The following is a 225-nucleotide window of genomic DNA, read 5'->3' as shown; positions in this document are numbered from 1 at the left end:
CTGCAGACATCACGCCACCGGTGGTCGCGCTTGATGATGTCCTTACCAATGACAGCACACCTGCGCTCACCGGTACAGTCAATGACCCGACAGCTACTGTGGTGGTGAATGTAGATGGCACTGACTATCCGGCGACGAACAATGGCGATGGCACCTGGACGCTTGCAGACAATAGCTTGCCTGTATTAACAGACGGTCCACACACCATTACCGTGACGGCAACAG

1 protein-coding gene is annotated in these 225 nt (G+C 55.1%); it reads left to right on the top strand.

The window, feature by feature from the left end:
- The coding region (locus tag HUN22_RS17950; protein ID WP_254617588.1) for an Ig-like domain-containing protein at positions 1 to 225 on the top strand (225 nt) is incomplete at both ends.

This window comes from Acinetobacter lactucae, assembly GCF_013344765.1.
In the GTDB taxonomy this organism is placed as follows: Bacteria; Pseudomonadota; Gammaproteobacteria; order Pseudomonadales; family Moraxellaceae; genus Acinetobacter; species Acinetobacter lactucae_A.
The sequence above is the reverse complement of the archived record's forward strand: the minus strand, read 5'-3'. Positions and strand labels throughout refer to the sequence as shown.